This window comes from Pseudomonas sp. H26/SER47-MNA-CIBAN-0231, from assembly GCF_040310465.1.
GTDB classification, from domain to species: Bacteria; Pseudomonadota; Gammaproteobacteria; order Pseudomonadales; family Pseudomonadaceae; genus Aquipseudomonas; species Aquipseudomonas atacamensis.
The window spans coordinates 112,506-132,228 of the sequence record NZ_JBEOPW010000010.1 but is presented as its reverse complement, the minus strand read 5'-3'; the positions used below and the strand labels follow the sequence as shown (position 1 = coordinate 132,228).

Genomic DNA, 19,723 nt, shown 5'->3' with positions numbered 1-19,723 from the left:
GAGGGCGCGAACTATAGCATAGCCACCGGACGCACAGCGGTAGGAACCTGACGGCTTGTTCCCTATAATGCGCGGTTCTTTGAATCACGTGACGACCCGAATCCATGGCCAAGAAGCTTTACATCGAAACCCACGGTTGCCAGATGAACGAGTACGACAGCTCGCGCATGGTCGATCTGCTGGGCGAACATCAGGCCCTGGAAGTCACCGCTCGCGCGGAAGATGCCGACGTGATTCTGCTCAATACCTGCTCGATCCGCGAACGCGCGCAAGACCGCGTGTATTCGCAGCTCGGCCGCTGGCGCGAACTGAAGCTGGCCAACCCGGACATGGTCATCGCCGTCGGCGGTTGCGTGGCCAGTCAGGAAGGCGCAGCGATCCGTGATCGCGCTCCGTACGTCGACGTGGTGTTCGGCCCGCAGACCCTGCACCGCCTGCCGGAAATGATCGACGCCGCGCGCAGCAGCAAGCTGCCGCAGGTCGACGTGTCGTTCCCGGAAATCGAAAAATTCGACCACCTGCCGGAGCCGCGTATCGACGGCCCGAGCGCTTATGTGTCAGTGATGGAAGGTTGCAGCAAGTACTGCACGTTCTGCGTGGTGCCGTACACCCGTGGCGAAGAGGTCAGCCGACCGTTCGACGACGTGATCGCGGAAATCATTCACTTGGCCGAACACGGCGTGCGTGAAGTGACCTTGCTCGGGCAGAACGTCAACGGCTATCGCGGCCAGACCCACGACGGTCGCCTGGCCGACCTGGCCGAGCTGATTCGCGTGGTCGCCGCTGTCGATGGCATCGACCGCATCCGCTACACCACGTCGCATCCGCTGGAGTTCTCCGACAGCCTGATCCAGGCCCACGCCGAAGTGCCGGAACTGGTCAAGCACCTGCACTTGCCGGTGCAGTCGGGCTCGGACCGGATTCTCGCGGCGATGAAGCGTAACCACACGGCGCTGGAGTACAAATCCAAACTGCGCAAACTGCGCGCTGCCGTGCCGGGGATCTGCATCAGTTCGGACTTTATCGTCGGCTTCCCCGGTGAAACCGAGAAAGACTTCGAACAGACCATGAAGCTGATTGCCGATGTCGGCTTCGATTTCTCCTACTCGTTCGTTTACAGCCAGCGCCCGGGCACGCCCGCTGCCGATCTGGCCGACGACACCCCGGAAGAATTGAAGAAAGAACGTCTGAACGCGCTGCAACATCGTTTGAATCAGCAGGGCTTCGAAATCAGCCGACAAATGGTCGGTTCGATCCAGCGCATTCTGGTGACCGATTACTCGAAGAAAGACCCGGGCGAGCTCCAAGGGCGTACCGAGAATAACCGTATCGTCAACTTCCGCTGCGACAATCCCACCCTGATCGGTCAGTTCGCCGATGTGCACATCGACGCCGCGCAACCGCACTCGCTGCGTGGTTCGCTGATCCAGTAACACCATCGCATTGTGGATGGGGTTTCTGTGGTGAGGGGATTTATCCCCTCACCACAAAAGACCCCGCCAGCCACAGACAATGGGTTGGAAAGCAGCGTCGATATTTAAGAGCTTTCGCACCCACGCCACTGGCGTTATCCTTGATTTCATCCTAATTGCCCCAGGGCGGCTAAATACGACCTTGAACGCACCCATCGAACCACATCGTTTTCTCCTCGAGCCTTTTGAGGCTCGCCGCTTCGCCAATCTGTGCGGGCAATTCGACGAGCATTTGCGCTTGATCGAACAGCGCCTGGCCATCGAGATCCGCAATCGCGGAAACCAGTTCGAGCTGATTGGCGATCCAAAACTCACCACGTCCGCAGAAAACCTGCTGCGCCGCCTGTACCGGGAAACCAAGGGTACCGAGCTGTCGCCAGACCTGGTGCACCTGTTCATTCAGGAATCAGCAGATATCGACAACCCGGCCCCTGCCGAAGCGACCGTCGCCCTGCGCACCAAGAAAGGCATGATTCGCCCACGCGGCTTGAATCAGCAGCGCTACGTGAAGGAAATCCTCGGCAACGACATCAACTTCGGCATCGGCCCGGCGGGTACCGGCAAGACCTATCTGGCCGTGGCCTGCGCGGTAGATGCGCTCGAGCGCGAGCAGATCCGCCGCATCCTGCTGGTGCGTCCGGCGGTCGAAGCGGGGGAAAAACTCGGCTTCCTGCCCGGCGACCTGTCGCAGAAGATCGACCCGTACCTGCGCCCGCTCTACGACGCGCTGTACGAAATGCTCGGTTTCGAATACGTCGCCAAGTTGATCGAGAAACAGGTGATCGAAGTCGCGCCGCTGGCCTACATGCGCGGTCGTACGCTGAACAACAGCTTCATCATTCTCGACGAAAGCCAGAACACCACCGTCGAGCAGATGAAGATGTTCCTCACGCGGATCGGCTTCGGCTCCACCGCCGTGATCACTGGCGACATCACCCAGGTCGACCTGCCGCGCGGCACCAAGTCCGGCTTGCACCATGTGATAGAAGTGCTCAAAGACGTGCCGGGCATCAGCTTCACCCACTTCCAGCCCAAAGACGTCGTGCGCCACCCGTTGGTGCAGCGGATCGTCGAGGCCTACGAGCGCTTCGAGACCCGTGCCGAAGCTGCGAAGGAAGCCTCGCGCGATGCTTGAGCTGGATCTGCAAATCGCCACCGAGGCCAGCGCGCCGAGTGAAGCCGAGTTCCGTCAGTGGTGCGAACTGGCCCTGCGCCAGCGCAGCGCTGATTCGGAAATGACCATTCGTCTGGTCGACGAGGAAGAAGGCCGCGAGCTCAATCACACCTGGCGCCACAAGGACTACGCGACCAATGTGTTGTCGTTCCCGGCGGAAGTGCCAGACGAATTTCTCGATATCCCGCTGCTCGGCGATCTGGTGATCTGCGTGGCCGTGGTCGAACGCGAAGCCGCCGAGCAGGGCAAGGAACTAAAGGCCCACTGGGCACATCTGGTCATTCACGGCTGCTTGCATCTGCTGGGTTACGACCATATAGATGACGACGAAGCCGAAGAAATGGAAGCACTGGAACGCGAGTTGCTTGCTGAACTGGGCTATCCCGATCCGTACGCGGATGACGAAACCGAACACACCCCCATCGTTACAACAAAGGATTCAGAGTAATCGCTATGAGCGAAGATCGATCGAGCAACGGGCAGAAGTCATGGCTGGGTAAACTGACCCAGGCTTTTGCCCACGAGCCGAAGAACCGTCAGGAGCTCCTCGAGCTGCTGCGTGATGCACATCAGAACAAACTGCTGGACAGCGAAGCGCTGGCCATCGTCGAAGGCGCCATCCAGGTGGCTGACCTGCAAGTTCGCGACATCATGGTGCCGCGCTCGCAGATGATCAGCATCAAGGCGACCCAGACACCCCGCGAATTCCTCCCCGCCGTGGTCGACTCGGCCCACTCGCGCTATCCGGTCATCGGCGAAAGCCATGACGACGTGATGGGCGTGCTGCTGGCCAAGGATCTGCTGCCGCTGATCCTCAAGGAAAACGGCGACAGCTTCAACATCAAGGACCTGCTGCGCCCGGCCACCTTCGTGCCGGAGTCCAAGCGCCTGAACGTGTTGCTGCGTGAATTCCGCGCCAACCACAACCACATGGCCATCGTCATCGACGAATACGGCGGTGTGGCCGGCCTGGTGACCATCGAAGACGTGCTGGAACAGATCGTCGGCGACATCGAGGACGAGCACGACGTCGAAGAAGACAGCTACATCAAGCCGCTGCCCAGCGGTGATTTCCTGATCAAGGCGTTGACGCCGATCGAGAACTTCAACGAGTTCTTCGACAGCGAATTCTCCGACGACGAGTTCGATACCGTTGGCGGTCTGGTGATGAGCGCGTTCGGCCACTTGCCAAAACGCAACGAAATCACTGAAATCGGCGCCTATCGCTTCCGCATCCTGAACGCCGACAGCCGTCGGATTCATTTGCTGCGACTGACCCCAATCGCCCGGTAAGAAATCTAAGGACTGAAATGCGCTGGACAACCCGCCCCGGCTGGCCCGGTAACCTGCTGGCCGTGGCGGCCGGTGCAATTACCACCTTCGCTCTGGCACCTTTCAACATCTGGCCGCTGGCTTTGCTCGCGGTCGGTTTGTTCTACGCCGGTTTGCGTGAGCTGAGCCCGCGTCAGGCGCTCGGCCGTGGCTGGTGCTTCGGCTTCGGTCTGTTCGGTGCGGGCACCAGTTGGATCTATTACAGCATTCATCATTTCGGTGGCGCTTCGGTGTTGCTCGCCGGGTTCCTGATGCTGCTGTTCACCGCGGCGATTGCCTGGTTCTTCGCCCTGCCCGCGTGGCTGTGGGCGCGCTGGTTGCGGCGTAACGAAGCACCGCTGGCGGATGCCTTGGCCTTTGCTGCGCTGTGGGTCGGCCAGGAAGCGTTTCGCGGCTGGTTCCTTACCGGTTTCCCATGGCTCTATTCCGGCTATAGCCAGCTCGACGGCCCGCTGGCCGGGCTCGCCCCGGTGGGCGGCATGTGGCTGGTCTCGTTTGTTCTGGCACTTACCGCAGCGCTGATCTACAACGCGTCGCGCTTGTTGCAGGCGCGACGCAAGGGTTTCATCGCGGCCGGTCTGGTACTTCTGGCGGGGCCTTGGGTAGCAGGCATCGCCCTCAAAGGCCACGCGTGGACCAGCCCGTCCGGCGCACCGCTGACGGTCGCCGCGATTCAGGGCAATGTCGCGCAAAGCATGAAATGGGACCCGGCCGAACTCAACGCGCAACTGGCGCTGTACCGTGATCTGAGTTTCCGCTCCAAACCAGTCGATCTGCTGATTTGGCCGGAAACCGCCGTGCCGGTGTTGAAGGAATCCGCCGAGGGCTACCTGACGATGATGGGCAACTTCGCCGCCGAGCGTAAATCGGCGTTGATCACCGGTGTGCCGATCCGCCAGACCGTGCATCACGAACGGCGCTTCTTCAACGGCATCACCGTGGTCGGCGAAGGCGACGGCACTTACCTGAAGCAGAAACTGGTGCCGTTCGGCGAGTACGTGCCGTTGCAGGACCTGTTGCGCGGCTTGATCGCGTTCTTCGACCTGCCGATGTCGGACTTCGCTCGCGGCCCGTCGGATCAAGCGCTCTTGCAAGCCAAGGGTTACCAGATCGCACCGTTTATCTGCTACGAAGTGGTCTATCCGGAATTCGCCGCCGGCCTGTCGGCACGCAGTGATCTGTTGCTGACGATCAGCAACGACACCTGGTTCGGCACGTCCATCGGCCCGCTGCAACACCTGCAAATGGCGCAGATGCGCGCGCTGGAAGCCGGACGCTGGATGATCCGCGCGACCAACAACGGCGTCACCGGCCTGATCAATCCGTTCGGGCAGATCACCGAGCAGATTCCGCAGTTCGAACAAGGCGTGCTGTACGGCGAAGTGGTACCGATGCACGATCTGACGCCGTATCTGCAATGGCGCTCGTGGCCGTTGATCGCGTTGTGCCTGCTGCTGTTTGGCTGGGCGCTGATGGCGAGCCGGATGTCGAAGACCCTCTGAGAAATGTGGCGAGGGGATTTATCCCCGCTGGAGTGCGCAGCAGTCCCCTCTTCTGAAGGTAAGAGAGGGGCCGCTACACGCCCCATCGGGGATAAATCCCCTCGCCAAAATGATTTTCAGCGGTAAAACAACGAATACCCCACCTGCCCCACCGCTTCATTGAGCAACTGCCCGCTCTGCCAGATCGACTTGAATTCCGGCAACCAGCCGCCAAACGGGCGAGCGTTATCCGTACCGAGGAAACCCACCGGCGCCGGCACCACCTCGAAACCCGCCTGCTCAAAGCTCCACACTGCACGCGGCATGTGCCACGCCTGCGTCACCACGACGACCCGCTTGATCCCCTGGGGCAAGAGAATATCTGCCGTCATCTTCGCGTTCTCCCATGTGGTGCGGCTCTCGCCTTCCTGCCAGCGCACCGTTACGGCGAAATCATCACGCAACGAATCTGCCATCAATTTCGCTTCGGTCGGCGGCGTGCCGTAGTGCAGGCCGCCGCTGGTCAGGATCGGCAGACCCGAGGCCTTGGCCAGGCGCGCCGCGTAACGCTGCCGCTCCAGTCCAATGCCGGTCGGCTGGTCTTCGCCCCAGGCCAGATCACCGCGCTCGCGCCCCGAGCCCAACACCACAATCGCATCGGCGCGTTGCGCCAGGTTCGTCCACTCTGACCGCGCCAGCGGCGGCTCACGTTCCAGCGCCTTGGCGCTCCACTGCACGACCACCGGCAGGCTCATCAGCAGCAGGCCACCAAAGCCAAGGGCAAAACACACGCCAGCCAGCCGTGGCCGTGAGCGGCGCAGCCACCAGGCGGCCAGCAACAGCAGCAAAAGAATGCCGGGCGGCAATAAAAGTTGTTTGATGAAATAGCGAAAGGGCATCGGGCATCTCCAAAGATGCCCGAAGCCTAAGAGTGTTGATTACGCGTTACAACCAATAGGCGGGATCCTGTTGCAAAAGATCCGTCTCATGACCTGCCATGCGCTTACTTGGCCTGCACAGAACGCACCTTGCCGGTGTCTCTGCGCGGCGCCTTGTCCTTGAGCCAGATGACCTTGGCCGAATGTGCTGCATCGAGCTGCTTCACTGCTTGAGACAGGCATCCCTGCGTTTCACGTTCACTGCGATCCAGATAGGCCTTGACCAGTTTGAACTCGGCGGGACTCAAGCCACGCAATTCCAGTTCCAGGGGGCGCTCGTCGCGCAGCCGGTCAGCGGTTTTCACGGCGTCCAGCGCCATGCCCAGACGATCGATCAACCTTTCATACAACTCGGGTTTCGTTACGTTCTTTTTCCGTTGCTCCACCATCCCTCACCTCATTGAAGATAAGACTCACTCCCCAATTAGAGCTTAGCTTCGCTGCACGAACCGGCTACACGCCGCGACCAACGGCCCTCGTCGTCCAAAAGGTCGGGCAAACAGCTGTAATCAGGGTTTCCCTCGGCCAAGCGCGGTCATGTATGCTACGGCGCTTCCTGTCATTCCACTTCCAGCGCACCCGGGCCATCCCGGATGCCGCCGTCGAAGAGGATTAGGCCACCCCTATCCAGTACAAAAGTAGCCATGCACGAACAATATCAGCCACGTGAGATCGAAGCCGCCGCCCAGTCGTTCTGGGATGAGCAAAAGTCCTTTGAAGTCAGTGAACAGCCAGGCAAGGAAACCTACTACTGCCTGTCGATGTTCCCTTACCCCAGCGGCAAGCTGCACATGGGCCACGTGCGCAACTACACCATTGGCGACGTGATCTCGCGCTACCAGCGCATGCAGGGCAAGAATGTTCTGCAGCCCATGGGCTGGGATGCGTTCGGCATGCCGGCGGAAAACGCCGCAATGAAAAACAACGTAGCGCCCGCCAAGTGGACCTACGAGAACATCGCCTACATGAAGTCGCAGCTGCGCAGCCTCGGCCTCGCGGTGGACTGGTCCCGTGAAGTGACCACCTGCAAGCCGGACTACTACCGCTGGGAACAATGGCTGTTCACCCGCCTGTTCGAAAAAGGCGTGATCTACCGTAAAAACGGCACCGTGAACTGGGACCCGGTCGACCAGACCGTTCTCGCCAACGAGCAAGTCATCGACGGCCGTGGCTGGCGCTCCGGCGCGCTGATCGAAAAGCGCGAAATCCCGATGTACTACTTCAAGATCACCGCTTACGCCGACGAGCTGCTGGAAAGCCTCGACGAACTGACTGGCTGGCCGGAGCAGGTCAAGACCATGCAGCGCAACTGGATCGGCAAGTCCCGTGGCATGGAAGTGCAGTTCCCGTACAACGTCGATTCGATCGGCGAAGCCGGCACCCTGAAAGTCTTCACCACCCGTCCGGACACCCTGATGGGTGCGACCTATGTCGCCGTCGCTGCCGAGCACCCGCTGGCCACCCTGGCCGCGCAGAACAATCCCGAGCTGCAAGCGTTCATCGCTGAATGCAAGGGCGGCAGCGTCGCTGAAGCCGATGTCGCCACCCAGGAAAAGAAAGGCCTGCCGACCGGCCTGTTCGTCGAGCATCCGCTGACCGGCGAGAAACTTCCGGTATGGGTCGCCAACTACGTGCTGATGCACTACGGCGACGGCGCGGTCATGGCGGTTCCGGCGCACGACGAGCGCGATTTCGAGTTCGCTCACAAGTACAACCTGCCGGTGAAATCGGTGGTGCGCACCAGCTCCGGTGATACCAATCCGGCGCCATGGCAGGACGCCTATGGCGAGCACGGCACGCTGATCAACTCCGGTGAATTCGACGGCCTCGACTTCGCCGGCGCGTTCGACGCCATGGAAGTGGCCCTGATCAAGAAACAACTCGGCGCCTCGCGCACCCAGTTCCGCCTGCGCGACTGGGGCATCAGCCGCCAGCGCTACTGGGGCTGCCCGATCCCGATCATCCACTGCGCCACGTGCGGCGACGTGCCGGTGCCGGAAGATCAACTGCCTGTCGTTCTGCCGGAAGACGTGGTGCCGGACGGCGCCGGTTCGCCGCTGGCGCGCATGCCCGAGTTCTACGAATGCAGCTGCCCGAAATGCGGCGCGCCGGCCAAGCGTGAAACCGACACCATGGACACCTTCGTCGAGTCGTCGTGGTACTACGCCCGCTACGCCTCGCCGCACTTTGAAGGTGGCCTGGTAGAAAAATCCGCCGCCGACCACTGGCTACCGGTGGATCAGTACATCGGTGGTATCGAACACGCCATTCTGCACCTGCTCTACGCGCGCTTCTTCCACAAACTGATGCGTGACGAAGGTCTGGTCAGCTCCAATGAGCCGTTCAAGAACCTGCTGACCCAGGGCATGGTGATCGCCGAGACCTACTATCGTCGCGAAGCCAACGGTGCCTACACCTGGTTCAACCCGGCAGACGTTGAACTTGAGCGTGACAGCAAAGCCAAGGTGATCAGCGCCAAGCTGAAGTCCGACGGCCTGCCGGTGGAAATCGGCGGTACCGAGAAGATGGCCAAGTCGAAGAACAACGGCGTCGACCCGCAGTCGATGATCGACCAGTTCGGCGCCGACACCTGCCGCCTGTTCATGATGTTCGCCTCGCCGCCTGACATGAGCGCGGAATGGTCCGACTCCGGCGTTGAAGGTTCGCACCGTTTCCTCAAGCGCGTCTGGCGTCTGGCGCAAGCTCACGTCACCCAGGGCTTGCCGGGCAAACTGGATATCGCCGCTCTGAGCGACGAGCAGAAAACCGTGCGTCGTGCGATTCACCTGGCGATCAAGCAGGCCAGTCATGACGTCGGCCAGAACCACAAATTCAACACGGCCATCGCTCAGGTGATGACGCTGATGAACGTGCTGGAAAAAGCCGCCCAAGGCACCGAACAGGACCGCGCGCTGCTGCATGAAGGTCTGGAAGCGGTGACCCTGCTGCTGGCGCCAATCACCCCGCACATCAGCCACGAACTGTGGAAGCAGTTGGGTCACGCCGATGCGGTGATCGATGCAGGCTGGCCGGCCGTGGACGAAAGTGCCTTGGTGCAGGACAACCTGACCCTGGTCATTCAGGTCAACGGCAAGCTGCGCGGGCAGATCGAAATGCCGGCCAGCGCCACCCGCGAAGAGATCGAAGCCGCCGCGCGCGTCAACGAAAACGTGCTGCGTTTCGTCGACGGCCTGACCATTCGCAAAGTGATCGTGGTGCCGGGCAAACTGGTCAACATCGTCGCCAGCTAAATTGGATCGGCTGCCAGGCTCGCCTGGCAGCCAGTAAAACCTTTCGGGCCGCAGAGTCGGCTCACCTGGTTTCAAGGGGAGCAACACAATGATCAAACGCAATCTGCTGGTGATGGGCCTCGCCGTTCTGCTGAGCGCCTGCGGTTTCCAGTTGCGTGGTACCGGCACCAACGAACTGTCGATCAAGGAAATCGACCTGAGCGCGCGTAACGCTTATGGCGAAACCGTAAGACAGCTGCGTCAGACGCTGGAGTCCAGCGGCGTCAAGGTTTACAGCGGCGCGCCGTACAAGCTGTATCTGGCTGACGAGCAGGAAAGCCAGCGCATTCTCAGCTATGCCGGTGCCGGGCGCACAGGCGAGTATCAGGTCAACACTGTGCTGAGCTATGACATCCGCGGCGACAAAGACCTGTCCCTGCTTAGCGACAAGCTCGAAGTGCAGAAGGTGTTCATTCACGACGGCAACAACCTCGTCGGCTCCGATCAGGAAGCCAACGACGCCCGTCATGAAATCCGTCGCGAGCTGGTGCAACGCATGATGCTGCGCCTGTCGCAGCTGACCCCGGGCCAGTTGCAGCAACTGCAGCAAACCGCCAACGACCGCGCCAAGGCTGAAGCCGATGCGCTGGAAGCGGCGCAGAAGGCTGAGGCGGAAACTCCGCGTCAGTCGCCGCTCGAAATCCCGCAGCAGTAAGACGGCCGGGGTGCTCAGGCGCCCCGCTCGCCCTTCTTTATGAAGCTCGCTCCCGCGCAACTCGGCAAACACCTGCAAGGCGCACTCGCGCCGGTTTACATCATCAGCGGCGATGATCCGTTGCTGTGTCAGGAAGCCGCCGACGCCATCCGCACCGCTGCCCGTCAGCAAGGTTTCGACGAACGTCAGGTGTTCGCCGCCGATGCCAATTTCGATTGGGGTACGTTGCTGCAGGCCGGCGCAAGCATGTCGCTGTTCGCCGAAAAACGCCTGCTGGAACTGCGCCTGCCATCCGGTAAACCTGGCGACAAAGGCGCCGCCGCGCTGATCGAATACTGCTCACGCCCCGCTGAAGACACTGTCCTGCTGATCAGCTTGCCGAAGCTCGATGGCAGCGCGCAGAAAACCAAGTGGGGCAAGGCACTGGTCGAAGGCCAGCAAACCCAGTTCGTGCAGATCTGGCCGGTGGATGCCAATCAGCTGCCGAGCTGGATTCGTCAGCGCCTGTCCCAGGCAGGCCTGTCGGCCAGTCAGGACGCCGTCGAATTGATTGCCGCGCGTGTCGAAGGCAACCTGCTCGCCGCCGCCCAGGAAATCGAAAAGCTCAAACTGATGGCCGAAGGTGGGCAGATCACCATCGAAACCGTGCAGGCCGCCGTAGCCGACAGTGCCCGGTTCGACGTGTTCGGCCTGACCGACGCGGTGCTCAACGGCGAACCGGCCCACGCCTTGCGCATGCTTGAGGGCCTGCGCGGCGAAGGCGTCGAACCGCCGGTGATCCTCTGGGCACTGGCGCGGGAGTTGCGCCTGCTGGCCAACATTTCCCTGCAATACAGCCAGGGCACGCCACTGGACAAGTGTTTCAGCCAATCGAAACCGCCGGTCTGGGACAAGCGCAAGCCGCTGATGAGCAAGGCACTGCAACGCTACTCGGCGCAACGCTGGGCGCAATTGTTGCTCGAAGCGCAGCGTATCGACGCGCAGATCAAGGGCCAGGCGGCGGGTTCGCCGTGGATGAGCTTGAGTCGTCTGGCGTTGTTGATGGCTGGCCAGCGCCTGACACTTCCTGCCGAATAACCTGTTTCCCGCATAACGGCCATTCGCGAGCAAGCTCGCTCCCACATTGAAATGCATTCCAAATGTGGGAGCAAGCTTGCTCGCGAAAGCGCCAGAACATTCCTACACAACAGGCACTGGACAGACGCCCAACATCGGCAGATTATTTGCCGCGCCAAACCCACTCAATCCAGAGAACCCTCATGAGCAAAAAGCCAGCAAAGCATGGCCCCAACAAGGCCAAATCCATCGTCGCCCAGCCCTTGTTCCGCAGCCGCCAGGAACGACCAGCCAAGGGCAAAGGCAGCTACCGCCGCGAAGCCTTCCGGTCTGACAACCGGGAGGCTTTTTACTTTCTGGCTGCCTGAAGCGCACCACCCCCCGCTCATGTTAAGGTCTGCACCTGATTCGTTTCCCCTGGAATTGTGCATGCCCCCAAGTCTTTCCCGTCGTTGGCCCGTGCGCCAATTGATCGCTGCCTCCAGCTTCATTCTGCTTGTCGCCTGCGCGGAAAAACCCACCGCCGCCGATGCACAACCGCTTCAAGCTGCCCCGGTCACCACGGCCCCAGCGATCATTCCGCCGGTAGTGCCGTCCGCTGATCCGCTCGATATTCAACCGACCCAGACCTTTGCCGAATGGCAGGCGGGCTTCCGCAAGGACGCCCTCGCCGCCGGGATTCGCCCCGAGCTGTTCGATCGGGCATTTGCCAACATCAGCTTCGACGCCAGCGTGATTCGCGCCGATCGCAGTCAGCCGGAGTTTTCCCGCCCGGTGTGGGAATACCTCGACGGTGCGCTGTCGCCACTGCGCGTCCGCAAGGGCCAGGCGCTGATCAACCAGTACGCCGACATTCTGCAAAGCATCGAGCAGCGTTATGGCGTTGATCGCCAGGCGCTGGTGTCGGTGTGGGGCATGGAAAGCAATTTCGGCCAGTTTCAGGGCAGCAAGTCGGTGATCAACTCGCTGGCCACCCTCGCCTACGAGGGGCGTCGTCCGGGCTTTGCTCACGCGCAATTGATTGCCGCCCTGCAGATTCTGCAACAGGGCGATATCACCCCGGAGAAAATGCTCGGCTCCTGGGCCGGCGCGATGGGCCAGACCCAGTTCATTCCGACCACTTACAACACCCACGCCGTGGACTTTGACGGTGACGGTCGCCGCGACATCTGGGGCAGCCCGGCCGATGCGCTGGCCTCGACCGCGCATTACCTGCAAAGCTCGGGCTGGCAACGCGGCCAGCCGTGGGGTTTCGAAGTGCAATTGCCGAGCGGTTTCAACTACACGCTGGCCGATGGCGCGATTCGCAAAAGCGTCGCCGAATGGCGGCAACTGGGTGTGAACCTGCCCAATGGTGCGCAGGTGCCAGCCGGTTCCGAACAACTGTCCGCCGCCCTGCTGCTGCCGGCCGGTTATCGCGGCCCGGCGTTCCTCATCCTCGACAACTTCCGGGCGATTCTCAAGTACAACAATTCGTCGTCGTATGCGCTGGCGGTGAGCCTGTTGTCCGAGCGCTTTGAAGGCGCGGGCCTGATCAATGGCGACTGGCCGAAAGATGATCTGCCGCTGAGCCGCACCGAGCGCATCGAACTGCAGACGCTATTGAGCGCGCGTAATTACGACGCCGGCACAGCGGACGGGATTATCGGCGCCAATACCCGCAAGGCCATTCGCAGTGCCCAGCAGGCGCTGGGCTGGCCGGCGGATGGGTATCCAACGCACAAGTTGCTTGAGAGCCTGCGCGCCCAATAGAGCAAATCAAAAGATCGCAGCCTTCGGCAGCTCCTACAGGACGATCATCAATCCCATGTAGGAGCTGCCGAAGGCTGCGATCTTTTGCCTCCCGAATTATCGGATGACCACATCCTGCTCCAGCAGCAACTCCTGCTTCCCTGCATCCAGGCGCACCAGCGCGCCCAACGGCAGTGTCAGGTTCGGGTCGCAATGGCCACTGCGCCAACCCGACAACACCGGAATTCGCAACGGCTCAAAGGTTTGCTTGAGCAGGCGATTCAGCGCGTCGACCTCCACCCCGGCGATATCACCGACCAGCACACCGCGCAGTCGGGCCAGCTTGCCGGCCAGACGCATCTGGGTCAGCAGCCGATCAATGCGATACAGCGGCTCGTTGATGTCCTCGATGAACAGGATCACCCCTTCGACATCAATCTCGTAGGGCGTGCCGAGGGTTGCAGCAATCATCGCCAGGTTGCCGCCGAGCAAACGCCCGTGAGCGATGCCCGGTTCGACGGTGGATAACGGATAAGCCGCTGGATGGCTCAGCACACTCCCTGACTTCATTTGCCCGCGCAGCATGGCGAAGAATGACGTGACGGTCGGCGGCTCCTTGTCGCCGAGCAGGTCGGCATTGAGCAGCGGCCCGTGAAAGGTCACAAACCCGGCGTAGCGACTGATGGCCAGATGCAGCGCGGTGATGTCGCTATAGCCGACAAACGGCTTGGCATGCCGGCTGAGCAGGTCGTAATCGATTCGGTCGAGCAGACGCGGCGTGCCGTAGCCGCCGCGCAGGCAAATGATCGCGTCGACTTCAGGATCAGCGAAGGCCGCGTGCAGATCGCGCAGGCGTACGTCGTCACTGCCAGCCAGATAGCCGTCCTTCTCATAGACAGCCGGAAACACCTTCAGCCCATAGCCGCGCGCGCGCATCCATTGCAGCGCTTTTTCAGTGTCGAGGGCGCCGGGACCGGCAGGCGCGATGACGCCGATCGTCCCTTCAGAGGGCAGCGCCGGTACGGCTCGGTGGGCAATCAGGGTGTGGCTCGGTCGAACGGTCATCCTTGGGCTCCAGCGGTAAAGTCATGCACACAGTAGTCAGCTCAAGAGACAAACAAAAGCCCCATGTCTCAGGCAAAAAAATGCCCGCCGAGGAACCGTCCTCGGCGGGCATTTTTACATCAGCAGTGAATCAGGAACCCAGCAGTTCGGCCTTGACCAGCTTCGCCTGCTCGTCGGCGTGGTACGAGGAACGTACCAGCGGGCCCGAAGCGACGTTCTTGAAGCCCATCTTGTAACCTTCTTCGGCGAACCAGGCGAAGGTGTCCGGGTGCACGAAACGCTGCACCGGCAAGTGACTGCGCGACGGTTGCAGGTATTGACCGAGGGTCAGCATGTCGATGTCGTGTTCGCGCATGCGCTTCATGACTTCGATGACTTCCTCGTCGGTCTCGCCCAGACCCAGCATCAGGCCGGATTTGGTCGGGATATGCGGCATCATCTGCTTGAAGCGTTGCAGCAGGGTCAGCGACCACTGGTAATCCGAGCCCGGACGCGCAGCCTTGTACAGGCGCGGCACGGTTTCCAGATTGTGGTTGAACACATCCGGCGGCTCGGCAGCGGTGATTTCCAGGGCGATGTCCATGCGGCCACGGTAGTCCGGGACCAGGGTCTCGAGCTGCACGTTTGGCGACAGTTTGCGGATTTCGCGGATGCAGTCGGCAAAGTGCTGGGCACCGCCGTCACGCAGGTCGTCGCGGTCCACCGACGTGATCACCACGTATTTGAGCTTGAGGTCGGCGATGGCGATCGCCAGGCTTTCCGGCTCGTTGACGTCCAGTGGCTTCGGACGACCGTGGCCAACGTCGCAGAACGGGCAGCGACGGGTGCAGATGTCGCCCATGATCATGAAGGTTGCGGTGCCGCCGGAGAAGCATTCGCCGAGGTTCGGGCAGGACGCTTCTTCGCAGACACTGTGCAGCTTGTGCTTGCGCAGCAGGCTCTTGATGCGATCGACTTCCGGCGAAACCGGGATGCGCACGCGGATCCAGTCGGGTTTCTTCGGCAGTTCGGTGGTCGGGATGATCTTGACCGGGATGCGTGCAACCTTCTCGGCGCCGCGCAGCTTGACGCCGGCTTCAACCTTGGGACGCGGGGCCGGGCGCTCGGTCACGTCGAGCGTCGGGATCATGGTTTGCACTGCATCAGTAGTCATATCAGTCGATTCCGCCCGTGAGGGTCGTCTGCTCAGCATAGTCGAGGTGTTTGACGAGCTGCGCGCGCAGCCGGGCACTTACCTCGGCAAATTCAATCGATCCTGCGTGATCGCTCAGCTGGGTCATGGCCAGCCCGGCGTAGCCGCAGGGATTAATCCGTCGAAACGGTTCCAGGTTCATATCCACGTTCAGGGCCAGGCCATGAAAGGAACAACCGTGGCGAATGCGCAAACCCAGAGAAGCGATTTTCGCTCCATCGACGTATACGCCGGGAGCATCTGGCTTGGCGGCGGCGGTGACGCCGTAGCTGGCCAGCAGTTCGATCAGGCAGGCTTCCATGCGGCTGACCAGATCACGCACGCCGAAACCCAGCTTGCGTACATCCAGTAACAGATAAGCCACCAGTTGCCCGGGGCCATGATAAGTCACTTGGCCGCCACGATCGACCTGCACCACCGGAATATCTCCCGGCAGCAACAGGTGTTCAGCCTTGCCGGCCTGGCCCTGGGTGAACACCGGCGGGTGTTCGACGAGCCAGATTTCGTCGGCGGCAGTATTGCCGCGTTCGTTGGTAAAGCGTTGCATGGCATGCCAGACCGGCTCGTAAGCCATCTGGCCCAGCTCGCGAAAGCCCAGCGTGCCGTGCATCACAACACCATGTGCACGAAGCCGGTCGCCCGCAGTTCGCTGTTGATGTTGTACAGCTGATCCTGATCGGTGGCGACGATGTGCAGCTGGATGGTGGTGTACTTACCGGTGCTGCTCTGACGCTCGTCGATGCGCTCGTCATTGATGGTCGCGTGTTTCTTGACGATCTCGATGATCTGGTCTTTGCGGCCGACGCCCGTATCGCTGATCACCTTGATCGGGTAATCAGTCTGGGGAAATTCGATCTTTGGCGCCTGTACTTCGGTATCGGTCATGGCGTAACGGCCTCTATAGCGCAAGCCGTGGTAACGCACATGGCCCCGCACCGGATCGGGGCGGGGCCATGCAGGTCAACACAAAATCAGTTGAACAAGCCGTAGAAGAATAGACGGATGCTATCCCACATGCGGCGGAAGATACCACCCTCCTCGACGCCGTCCAGAGCGATCAGGTCAGCGCTGTGCACCACCTTGTCTTCCAGTTTGACTTCGACTTTACCGATCACGTCGCCCTTGGCGATTGGCGCAACCAGTTGCGGGTTCATGGTCATGCTGGCAGCGAGCTTCTTCAGCTGGCCTTTTGGCAGAGTCATGGTCAGGTCTTGCGCCAGGCCGGCCTTGACCTGGCTGGTGGTGCCTTTCCATACCGGCGCCTGCGCCAGTTCGGTGCCCTTCTGGTAGAAGGTCTGGGTTTCGAAGAAGCGGAAACCGTAGGTCAGCAGCTTCTGGGTTTCAGCGGCGCGGGCCACTTCGCTGTTGGTGCCGAACACCACGGCGATCAGACGCTGGCCGTCACGTACCGCCGAGGACACCATGCAGTAGCCGGCTTCGTCGGTGTGGCCGGTTTTCAGACCGTCAACGGTCTTGTCGCGCCACAGCAGCAGGTTGCGGTTAGGCTGCTTGATGCCGTTCCAGAAGAACTCTTTCTGCGAGTAGATCGCATAGTGAGCCGGGTCTTCGTGGATGATCGCACGGGCCAGAATCGCCATGTCGTGCGCCGACGAGTAGTGCTCAGGGTTTGGCAGACCGGTCGGGTTCATGAAGTGGGTATTGGTCATGCCCAGTTCGGTGACGGTCTTGTTCATCAGATCGGCGAAGGCGTCTTCGCTGCCGGCGATGTGCTCGGCCAGGGCGACGCTGGCGTCGTTACCGGACTGGATGATGATGCCGTGCAGCAGGTCGCTGACAGTCACCTGCGAACCGACCTTGATGAACATCCGCGAACCGCCGGTGCGCCAGGCGTTTTCGCTGACGGTCACCGGATCGTTTTCACCGATCTGACCGCGACGGATTTCCAGGGTTGCGATGTACGCGGTCATCAGCTTGGTCAGGCTGGCCGGTGGCAGACGCTGGTCGCCGTTGTTTTCGACCAGCACGTTGCCGCTGCTGGCGTCCATCAGAACGTAGGCCTTGGCGGCCAGTTGTGGTGGCGACGGCATCATCTCGGCCGCGAAGGCGGCTGGCGAGAGGAGCAGCGGGACTAGCAGACACAGGCGTTTGGCAAAGGTGGTGATGTTCATCCGTCTCTCGAAATCGCTAATGGAAACTTGCCCGAAGGCAAAACTTATTCAGACAGCCTTCTAACGGGCCATCGCGTGTTCAGTTGCTCACTCCAGTCACCCTTGCCGGGCTTTTGTTCTTCGACGAGCCAACAACCTGGTTCACCCCCCGAATACCGCAAGTGAACCGTCAATCAAGGTCTACGTGTTACTCGGTGACCACGCTGGGCGAACCCAGATTGGCCAGCCGCACACTGTTCTGCACCTGGGCGATCTCACCCGGCGAGCCGATCGGCCCCAGGCGTACCCGGTGCAGGGTCTGCTGATTGCGCACGATCGAGCTGATGAACACCGGCGCGCTCACCATCCCGCTGAGCTTCGACCTCAGCAGTTCGGCAGCGTCCGGGTTGGCGAACGCGCCCACCTGCAGATACTGGCCAGACGCTGGTGCAGAAGCGTTTTTTTTTGCATCGATCTGCACGGGCACCACGGCCGCGGCGTGTTGCTGCGGCGGCGGTGTCCATTGCTCGACGGTGCCGGCCGACGCCGTGATCACTGGCGCGCTATTCTGCGCCACTTGCGGCTCATTGAGCATCAGCGGCGCCGGACGGCCCTTGGCCGCCCACCACTGCTGCGGATCGATGCCTTCGACCTTGACCCGCGCGGTGCCGGTTTCGGCATAGCCGAGCTTCTTCGCCGCTGCGTAGGACAAGTCGATGATGCGATCGGAGTAGAACGGCCCACGGTCGTTGACGCGCAGGATCACCGTCTTGTTGTTGTCCAGGTTGGTCACCCGAACGTAACTTGGCAGCGGCAAGGTCTTGTGCGCCGCACTCATGCCGTACAGGTCATACACTTCGCCGTTGGCGGTGTTCTGGCCATGGAACTTGGTGCCGTACCAGGACGCTGTGCCCGAAGCCACGTAGGTCTTGGATTCCTGCAACGGAAAATAGGTCTTGCCCAGCACGGTGTACGGGTTGGCCTTGTACGGGCCGGTGTGCAGGGTCGGTGTCGCATCCGGGATGCGCGAAACATCGACATCCCACCACGGCGCGCCGTCTTTGTGCGCGCGGTTGATGTCCAGGCCCGGTTGGGCGCGGACAGCGGTGGACGGGGTTTTCTGCGTCGGCGTACGGCTGGTCGTGCAACTGGCGACCAGGACTGCCAACGCAGCGAAAGCCACCAGCTTCAGGGGTTTATTGTTAGGCAATGCCTGCATTACTTGACGCCCCGTGCTTGTACCAGCTGTTCAGACAGTTGATGTACGGCCATGGCGTACATCACGCTGCGGTTATAACGCGTGATCGCGTAGAAATTCTGCAGGCCCATCCAGTATTCAGGGCCGTTGTCGCCTTCGAGGCGAAATGCGGTAACCGGCATATCATCGCGCAGCGCATCATGACTTGACCAGCCCAGCGCCCGCAACTCTGCGACCGTCTTCACCGGCTCGATACCGGTGGTCAGGCCTTCATCGGCCTGCTCGCCGCGCACATCGGCGCGGCTGACCACCGGCTCACCGGCGACCCAGCCGTGACGCTTGAAGTAGCTGGCGACGCTGCCAATGGCGTCGTCCGGGTTGTTCCAGATATTGATGTGGCCGTCACCGTCGAAATCCACCGCGTAGGCACGAAAGCTGCTCGGCATGAACTGCGGCAGCCCCATGGCCCCGGCGTACGAGCCTTTGAGGGTCAGCGGGTCGACCTGCTCTTCACGGGCCAGCAGGAGGAACTCACGCAATTCCTTGCGGAAAAATTCGGCACGGGGAGGATAGTCGAAGCCGAGGGTCGATAAAGCATCGATCACGCGGAAATTACCGGTATTACGTCCGAAAAAGGTCTCGACGCCGATGATCGACACGATCACTTGTGCCGGCACGCCGTATTCCTGCTCGGCACGGGCCAGGGTCGCCTCGTGCTGACGCCAGAAATCGACACCCCGGGCGATGCGCGCGTCAGTGATGAACATCGGGCGATATTCATTCCACTGCTTGACCCGTTCGGCGGGTCTGGAGATGGCGTCGAGAATCGACTGCTTGCGTTGCGCCTCGCGGAACACACCCATCAGTTGTTCACCGGCGAAACCGTAGTCGCGGGTCATTTCGCCGACGAATTCGGCCACCTGCGGCGAGCCTTCATAGTCGCCGGCCAGCGCTTCCTGCACGCTCCCCAGCAGGCCCATCAGGCCAACCAGCGGCGCGCATCGAGTCGCCCAGCCACGCATTACTTGCAT

19 protein-coding genes are annotated in these 19,723 nt (G+C 61.3%); 10 read left to right on the top strand and 9 right to left on the bottom strand.

The genetic code is table 11. The features are described 5' to 3' along the window. Positions 1-104: 104 nt before the first annotated feature. The 5 genes from miaB to lnt all read left to right on the top strand — a co-directional run bounded on the left by miaB (position 105) and on the right by lnt (position 5,480). Positions 105-1,433 carry a tRNA (N6-isopentenyl adenosine(37)-C2)-methylthiotransferase MiaB gene (gene miaB / locus AAEZ10_RS16945; protein ID WP_016773044.1) on the top strand — a complete coding sequence of 443 codons (1,329 nt, stop codon included), beginning with the start codon at positions 105-107 and terminating at the stop codon, positions 1,431-1,433. A 181-nt stretch (positions 1,434-1,614) separates the two neighbouring features. After that, positions 1,615-2,607, top strand: coding sequence for a PhoH family protein (locus AAEZ10_RS16940; protein ID WP_016773043.1), 993 nt, complete (start codon positions 1,615-1,617; stop codon positions 2,605-2,607). Beyond that, complete coding sequence (gene ybeY / locus AAEZ10_RS16935) at positions 2,600-3,094, top strand: rRNA maturation RNase YbeY (protein WP_130929140.1); 495 nt, start codon at positions 2,600-2,602, stop codon at positions 3,092-3,094. The genes AAEZ10_RS16940 and ybeY overlap by 8 nt, the downstream gene beginning before the upstream one ends. A gap of 5 nt (positions 3,095-3,099) precedes the next feature. Next, positions 3,100-3,939 carry a CorC family transporter gene (locus AAEZ10_RS16930; protein ID WP_007909641.1) on the top strand — a complete coding sequence of 280 codons (840 nt, stop codon included), beginning with the start codon at positions 3,100-3,102 and terminating at the stop codon, positions 3,937-3,939. 17 nt (positions 3,940-3,956) lie between these two features. After that, positions 3,957-5,480 (top strand): apolipoprotein N-acyltransferase, encoded by a 1,524-nt coding sequence (gene lnt, locus AAEZ10_RS16925; RefSeq protein WP_122693057.1) that lies wholly within the window; start codon positions 3,957-3,959, stop codon positions 5,478-5,480. Between the two features lie 116 nt (positions 5,481-5,596). Here the strand turns inward: lnt and AAEZ10_RS16920 are convergent, their stop codons facing one another. Continuing rightward, positions 5,597-6,358 (bottom strand): YdcF family protein, encoded by a 762-nt coding sequence (locus tag AAEZ10_RS16920; protein ID WP_350570172.1) that lies wholly within the window; start codon positions 6,356-6,358, stop codon positions 5,597-5,599. 104 nt (positions 6,359-6,462) lie between these two features. Continuing rightward, positions 6,463-6,786: a hypothetical protein gene (locus AAEZ10_RS16915; protein WP_024014441.1), complete on the bottom strand. Its 324-nt coding sequence runs from the start codon at positions 6,784-6,786 to the stop codon at positions 6,463-6,465. Positions 6,787-7,041: 255 nt separating this feature from the next. Between AAEZ10_RS16915 and leuS the strand changes: the two genes are divergently transcribed. From leuS to AAEZ10_RS16890, 5 genes are all read left to right on the top strand, one after another. Further along, positions 7,042-9,648, top strand: coding sequence for a leucine--tRNA ligase (gene leuS, locus AAEZ10_RS16910; RefSeq protein ID WP_110646100.1), 2,607 nt, complete (start codon positions 7,042-7,044; stop codon positions 9,646-9,648). A gap of 88 nt (positions 9,649-9,736) precedes the next feature. Beyond that, positions 9,737-10,342: an LPS-assembly lipoprotein LptE gene (locus tag AAEZ10_RS16905; RefSeq protein WP_073475660.1), complete on the top strand. Its 606-nt coding sequence runs from the start codon at positions 9,737-9,739 to the stop codon at positions 10,340-10,342. A 39-nt stretch (positions 10,343-10,381) separates the two neighbouring features. Beyond that, on the top strand, positions 10,382-11,419 hold the full coding sequence (gene holA / locus AAEZ10_RS16900; protein ID WP_282387366.1) for a DNA polymerase III subunit delta: 1,038 nt from the start codon (positions 10,382-10,384) through the stop codon (positions 11,417-11,419). A gap of 182 nt (positions 11,420-11,601) precedes the next feature. Then, on the top strand, positions 11,602-11,766 hold the full coding sequence (gene arfA, locus AAEZ10_RS16895; RefSeq protein WP_016773035.1) for an alternative ribosome rescue factor ArfA: 165 nt from the start codon (positions 11,602-11,604) through the stop codon (positions 11,764-11,766). 61 nt (positions 11,767-11,827) lie between these two features. After that, entirely contained in the window at positions 11,828-13,150 is a 1,323-nt protein-coding gene (locus AAEZ10_RS16890; protein ID WP_073475666.1) for a lytic murein transglycosylase, read from the top strand. A gap of 96 nt (positions 13,151-13,246) precedes the next feature. Here the strand turns inward: AAEZ10_RS16890 and AAEZ10_RS16885 are convergent, their stop codons facing one another. The 7 genes from AAEZ10_RS16885 to mltB form a co-directional block, all read right to left on the bottom strand. Further along, positions 13,247-14,194, bottom strand: a complete 948-nt coding sequence (locus AAEZ10_RS16885) for a S66 peptidase family protein (RefSeq protein WP_350570168.1) — start codon at positions 14,192-14,194, stop codon at positions 13,247-13,249. Positions 14,195-14,324: 130 nt separating this feature from the next. Then, entirely contained in the window at positions 14,325-15,323 is a 999-nt protein-coding gene (lipA, locus tag AAEZ10_RS16880; RefSeq protein ID WP_160768663.1) for a lipoyl synthase, read from the bottom strand. 25 nt (positions 15,324-15,348) lie between these two features. Continuing rightward, the gene (gene lipB, locus AAEZ10_RS16875) at positions 15,349-15,996 is read right to left on the bottom strand and encodes a lipoyl(octanoyl) transferase LipB (RefSeq protein ID WP_071173697.1); all 648 of its coding nucleotides are present in this window, start codon (positions 15,994-15,996) and stop codon (positions 15,349-15,351) included. Beyond that, complete coding sequence (locus tag AAEZ10_RS16870) at positions 15,996-16,271, bottom strand: DUF493 domain-containing protein (protein WP_016773029.1); 276 nt, start codon at positions 16,269-16,271, stop codon at positions 15,996-15,998. The genes lipB and AAEZ10_RS16870 overlap by 1 nt, the downstream gene beginning before the upstream one ends. A gap of 86 nt (positions 16,272-16,357) precedes the next feature. After that, positions 16,358-17,515 carry a D-alanyl-D-alanine carboxypeptidase family protein gene (locus tag AAEZ10_RS16865; protein ID WP_016773028.1) on the bottom strand — a complete coding sequence of 386 codons (1,158 nt, stop codon included), beginning with the start codon at positions 17,513-17,515 and terminating at the stop codon, positions 16,358-16,360. Between the two features lie 187 nt (positions 17,516-17,702). Continuing rightward, positions 17,703-18,713 (bottom strand): septal ring lytic transglycosylase RlpA family protein, encoded by a 1,011-nt coding sequence (locus tag AAEZ10_RS16860; RefSeq protein WP_016773027.1) that lies wholly within the window; start codon positions 18,711-18,713, stop codon positions 17,703-17,705. Continuing rightward, complete coding sequence (gene mltB, locus AAEZ10_RS16855; RefSeq protein WP_016773026.1) at positions 18,713-19,723, bottom strand: lytic murein transglycosylase B; 1,011 nt, start codon at positions 19,721-19,723, stop codon at positions 18,713-18,715. Before mltB ends, AAEZ10_RS16860 begins: the two co-directional genes overlap by 1 nt.

Coding starts and splice junctions, on each gene's coding strand:
- holA (WP_282387366.1), top strand. CDS start 10,382: ATGAAGCTCGCTCCCGCGCAACTCGGCAAACACCTGCAAGGCGCACTC.
- AAEZ10_RS16885 (WP_350570168.1), bottom strand. CDS start 14,194: ATGACCGTTCGACCGAGCCACACCCTGATTGCCCACCGAGCCGTACCG.
- AAEZ10_RS16930 (WP_007909641.1), top strand. CDS start 3,100: ATGAGCGAAGATCGATCGAGCAACGGGCAGAAGTCATGGCTGGGTAAA.
- lipB (WP_071173697.1), bottom strand. CDS start 15,996: ATGCACGGCACGCTGGGCTTTCGCGAGCTGGGCCAGATGGCTTACGAG.
- ybeY (WP_130929140.1), top strand. CDS start 2,600: ATGCTTGAGCTGGATCTGCAAATCGCCACCGAGGCCAGCGCGCCGAGT.
- AAEZ10_RS16905 (WP_073475660.1), top strand. CDS start 9,737: ATGATCAAACGCAATCTGCTGGTGATGGGCCTCGCCGTTCTGCTGAGC.
- lipA (WP_160768663.1), bottom strand. CDS start 15,323: ATGATCCCGACGCTCGACGTGACCGAGCGCCCGGCCCCGCGTCCCAAG.
- arfA (WP_016773035.1), top strand. CDS start 11,602: ATGAGCAAAAAGCCAGCAAAGCATGGCCCCAACAAGGCCAAATCCATC.
- lnt (WP_122693057.1), top strand. CDS start 3,957: ATGCGCTGGACAACCCGCCCCGGCTGGCCCGGTAACCTGCTGGCCGTG.
- AAEZ10_RS16890 (WP_073475666.1), top strand. CDS start 11,828: ATGCCCCCAAGTCTTTCCCGTCGTTGGCCCGTGCGCCAATTGATCGCT.
- AAEZ10_RS16860 (WP_016773027.1), bottom strand. CDS start 18,713: ATGCAGGCATTGCCTAACAATAAACCCCTGAAGCTGGTGGCTTTCGCT.
- mltB (WP_016773026.1), bottom strand. CDS start 19,723: ATGCAAGTAATGCGTGGCTGGGCGACTCGATGCGCGCCGCTGGTTGGC.
- AAEZ10_RS16865 (WP_016773028.1), bottom strand. CDS start 17,515: ATGAACATCACCACCTTTGCCAAACGCCTGTGTCTGCTAGTCCCGCTG.
- leuS (WP_110646100.1), top strand. CDS start 7,042: ATGCACGAACAATATCAGCCACGTGAGATCGAAGCCGCCGCCCAGTCG.
- AAEZ10_RS16870 (WP_016773029.1), bottom strand. CDS start 16,271: ATGACCGATACCGAAGTACAGGCGCCAAAGATCGAATTTCCCCAGACT.
- AAEZ10_RS16915 (WP_024014441.1), bottom strand. CDS start 6,786: ATGGTGGAGCAACGGAAAAAGAACGTAACGAAACCCGAGTTGTATGAA.
- AAEZ10_RS16920 (WP_350570172.1), bottom strand. CDS start 6,358: ATGCCCTTTCGCTATTTCATCAAACAACTTTTATTGCCGCCCGGCATT.
- miaB (WP_016773044.1), top strand. CDS start 105: ATGGCCAAGAAGCTTTACATCGAAACCCACGGTTGCCAGATGAACGAG.